Origin of the sequence: Sinomonas sp. (assembly GCF_036848755.1) — a bacterium.
In the GTDB taxonomy this organism is placed as follows: Bacteria; Actinomycetota; Actinomycetes; order Actinomycetales; family Micrococcaceae; genus Sinomonas.
Genome location: NZ_DAIUJO010000202.1, coordinates 1 through 3399, shown reverse-complemented (window position 1 = coordinate 3399; position 3399 = coordinate 1). Strand labels below are relative to the sequence as shown.

The 3399-nt window shown below is 68.3% G+C and carries 2 protein-coding genes; both read right to left on the bottom strand.

Going from position 1 to position 3399, the window contains the following annotated elements:
• Positions 1-1343: dicarboxylate/amino acid:cation symporter (locus tag V7053_RS18380; RefSeq protein WP_334173700.1), on the bottom strand; the 1343-nt coding region annotated here is incomplete at its 3' end.
• 152 nt (positions 1344-1495) lie between these two features.
• On the bottom strand, positions 1496-3217 hold the full coding sequence (locus V7053_RS18375) for a DUF885 domain-containing protein (RefSeq protein ID WP_334173699.1): 1722 nt from the start codon (positions 3215-3217) through the stop codon (positions 1496-1498).
• Positions 3218-3399 lie beyond the last annotated feature (182 nt).

The following is a 3399-nucleotide window of genomic DNA, read 5'->3' as shown; positions in this document are numbered from 1 at the left end:
GCCTCGTCTGTGAAGGCCGAGCGGGAGCGCTCGGCGTTGTACAGGCCGAGATCGAGGATGCGCTGGCGCTTCGCGACGATCGTCGGCACGAGGGCCTGGCCCGCAACGTTCACGCCGGTGCGGCCCATGTCGAGGATCGGATCGATCGCGAGCAGGAGGCCGACGCCGGCGAGCGGCAGGCCGAGAGTCGAGAGCGTCAGGGTGAGCATTACGACTGCGCCCGTGGTCCCCGCGGTGGCCGCGGAGCCCAGAACCGAGACGATGACGATGAGCAGGTACTGGCTGAAGTCGAGGTGGATGCCGAAGAACTGGGCCACGAAGATCGACGCGACGGCCGGGTAGATCGCGGCGCAGCCATCCATCTTGGTCGTGGCCCCGAGCGGAACGGCGAACGAGGCGTAACCCTGCGGGACGCCGAGGTTGCGCTCGGCCACTCGCTGAGTGAGCGGCAGGGTGCCGATCGACGAGCGCGAGACGAACCCGAGCTGCACCGCGGGCCACACGCCGGAGAAGTACTGCTTGACGGAGAGGCCGTGGCTCTTGACCAGCATCGGGTAGAACACGAACAGCACGAGGACAAGGCCCACGTAGACCGCGAGGACGAACTTCCCCAGCGCGCCGATGGTGTCCCAGCCGTAGGAGGCGACGGCGTTGCCGAGGAGCCCGACGGTGCCGAGCGGCGCAATGCGGATGATCCACCAGAGGACCTTCTGGATGATCTCGAGCGCCGAGCGGGTGAACGAGAGGAACGGATCAGCCTTTGCGCCGATCTTGAGCACGGCGATGCCTACGGCGATCGCGATGACGAGGATCTGCAGGACATTGAAGCTCACGTTCGTGGTGACGGCTCCGCCGTCGGCCACCGTCGAGCTGGCGGTGAGCCCCAGGAAGTTGTGCGGGAACAGGCCCGTGAGGAAGGCCCACCAGTCGCCGGTCTTGCCCGCGTACTTCGCCTGCTGGGTGATGCCGGTGTTTGCGCCCGGCTGGAAGAGGACGCCGAGCCCGATCCCGATCATGACCGAGACGAAGGCCGTGATGGCGAACCAGAGCAGGGTGTTCCATGCGAGCTTCGCCGCGTTCGAAACCTGGCGCAGGTTCGCGATCGAGCTGACCACCGCGGTGAAGATGAGGGGGACGACGGCGGTCTGCAGCAGAGCGACATAGCTGCTGCCGATCGTCGAGAGGGTCGCGCCGAGCCCGTTCGGCTTCGCGGACGTGCTGCCGGTGAACTTGGCGACGAGGCCGAGGATGACGCCCACGACGAGCGCAGCAATGATCTGCGTCCCGAATGACGTTGCCCACGCCGGGAGGCGGCGGGTGCGGGTGCTGGTTGATGTGCTCACCCAGGCACCTTAGGTTCGGTGCAGATAACACATCGAATCTCTGTTGAGAAATATGAAGCAGCCGCGGGGCGCGGCCTCCCGGACATTCCCCGGAAAGCCGCGCCAAAAGGGAGAATTGTTACGCTATTCCCCCCGAACCTGTGAAGTATCTCTCACGAGAGGAGAGCCCGCCGCAGCGTATCGAGACCCACCGAGCCGAGGTTGAGTGCACGCGTGTGGAACCCCTTGAGATCGAATTCGCGCCCCTCCGACGCCGCCCGCTCGGCCAGGTCCGAGCGCATCTGCTCCCAGAGCCGCTGCCCGACCTTGTACGAGGGAGCCTGCCCCGGCCACCCGAGGTAGCGGTTGTACTCGAAGTCGAGCTGGCCCTCGGAGATGGCGAGATTCTTCCGCAGGAACTCGTAGCCCTTCTCGGGCGTCCACGTGCCCGAACCCCACCGCTCGGGAACCTCGAGCTCAAGGTGCACTCCGATGTCGAACACGACGCGCGCGGCGCGCATGCGCTGGGCGTCGAGCATGCCCATCCGGTCTCCCGGGTCGGAGAGGTACCCCAGTTCGTCCATGAGGCGCTCGGCGTAGAGGGCCCAGCCTTCCCCGTGGCCGGAAACCCAGCAGATGAGGCGACGCCACCGGTTGAGCAGCTCGCGGCGATAGACCGCGGTGGCGCATTGGAGGTGGTGACCGGGCACGCCTTCGTGGTAGACCGTCGTGGTCTCGGACCACGTGGTGAACGAGTCCTCTCCCTCGGGCACGGACCACCACATCCTGCCGGGGCGGGAGAAGTCGTCCGAGGGTGCGGTGTAATAGATCCCGCCGTCATGGGTCGGCGCGATCATACACTCGAGCTTGCGCATGGGCTCTGCGATCTCGAAGTGGGTGCCTGCGAGGGCCGCGACCGCTCTGTCCGAGAGCCCCTGCATCCAGGCCCGCAGCTCGTCGGTCCCGTGGAGCTGGCGCGCGGGATCGTCGTCGAGCGCCTTCTTGGCCTCCTCGATCGTCGCACCCGGCTTGATCTGCCCGGCGACGGCCTCCTGCTCCGCGATGATCCGATCCAGCTCGGCCACACCCCACGCGTACGTCTCCTCGAGATCCACCGCGGCCCCGAGGAAGCGGCGCGACGCGCGGGCGTACCGTTCGCGGCCCACGGCGTCCTTCTCCGGCGCCTGCGGAAGCAGTTCGTCCTCGAGGAAGTCGGCGAGCCTGACGTAGGCGGCGGCTGCCGCGCGGCAGCCTTCCGCGAGCGTGAGGGCGACGTCCTCGGGCAGGCCGGCGCCGCCGTCGAGCTTCGCGTTCTCGGCAAGCCGGGCGAAGAATCCGGTGCCCTCCGCGCCGTATTGCCGCGCCTGCCCGACGACGACGCGCACCTGCCGGGCCGCGGCGACTCTGCCGTCGGCGGCGGCCGCGCGGAGCGAGGCCACGTACCCGTCCAGCGCCGTGGGGACGTTGGCCGCCCGGCCTGCGATGTGGCTCCAGTGCTCCGCCGTGTCCGTCGGCATCAGGTCGAACACCGCGCGGATGTGCTGGGCGGGGGAGTCGATGTTGTTGAGCTCGGCGAGCGTCCAACCGCTCTCGACGTCTTCGATGTCGAGGCCGAGGCGCTCGCGCATCGCGTCGAGCGTGACCTCGTCGATCCCGTCAATGGGCTCGAGTGTCTCGAGCAGCATGAGGGTCTCCCGGAAGAGCGCGAGCCGCGCCCGGTGCCCGGCGGGGGAGTAGTCGGGGTATTCGGTCTCATGGCCCGCGAACCCGAGCTCTGTCGCGAGCGACGGATTGAGCTCGAGGTGCCGGTCCGTGAACGTCTCGGCCGCGGCGTCGATGATCGACGGTGCTCGCTGCGGGAACTCGGTGGAGGGATTGGAGGTGTTCTGAGTCACGCTCCCGAGCCTAGACCCGCCAGCCGACATCTGAAAGAACCCGTGCACACTTGCGCCGCGCAGCCGCGCAGCCGTGCAGCCGTGCAGCGGTGCAGCCGCGCAGCCGCGCGGGAGTGCGGAGACCGGCGTGCCTAGTACCGTCCGCGCCGCTGGTTCATCATGTGCCGGGGCCGGAGGGTAGC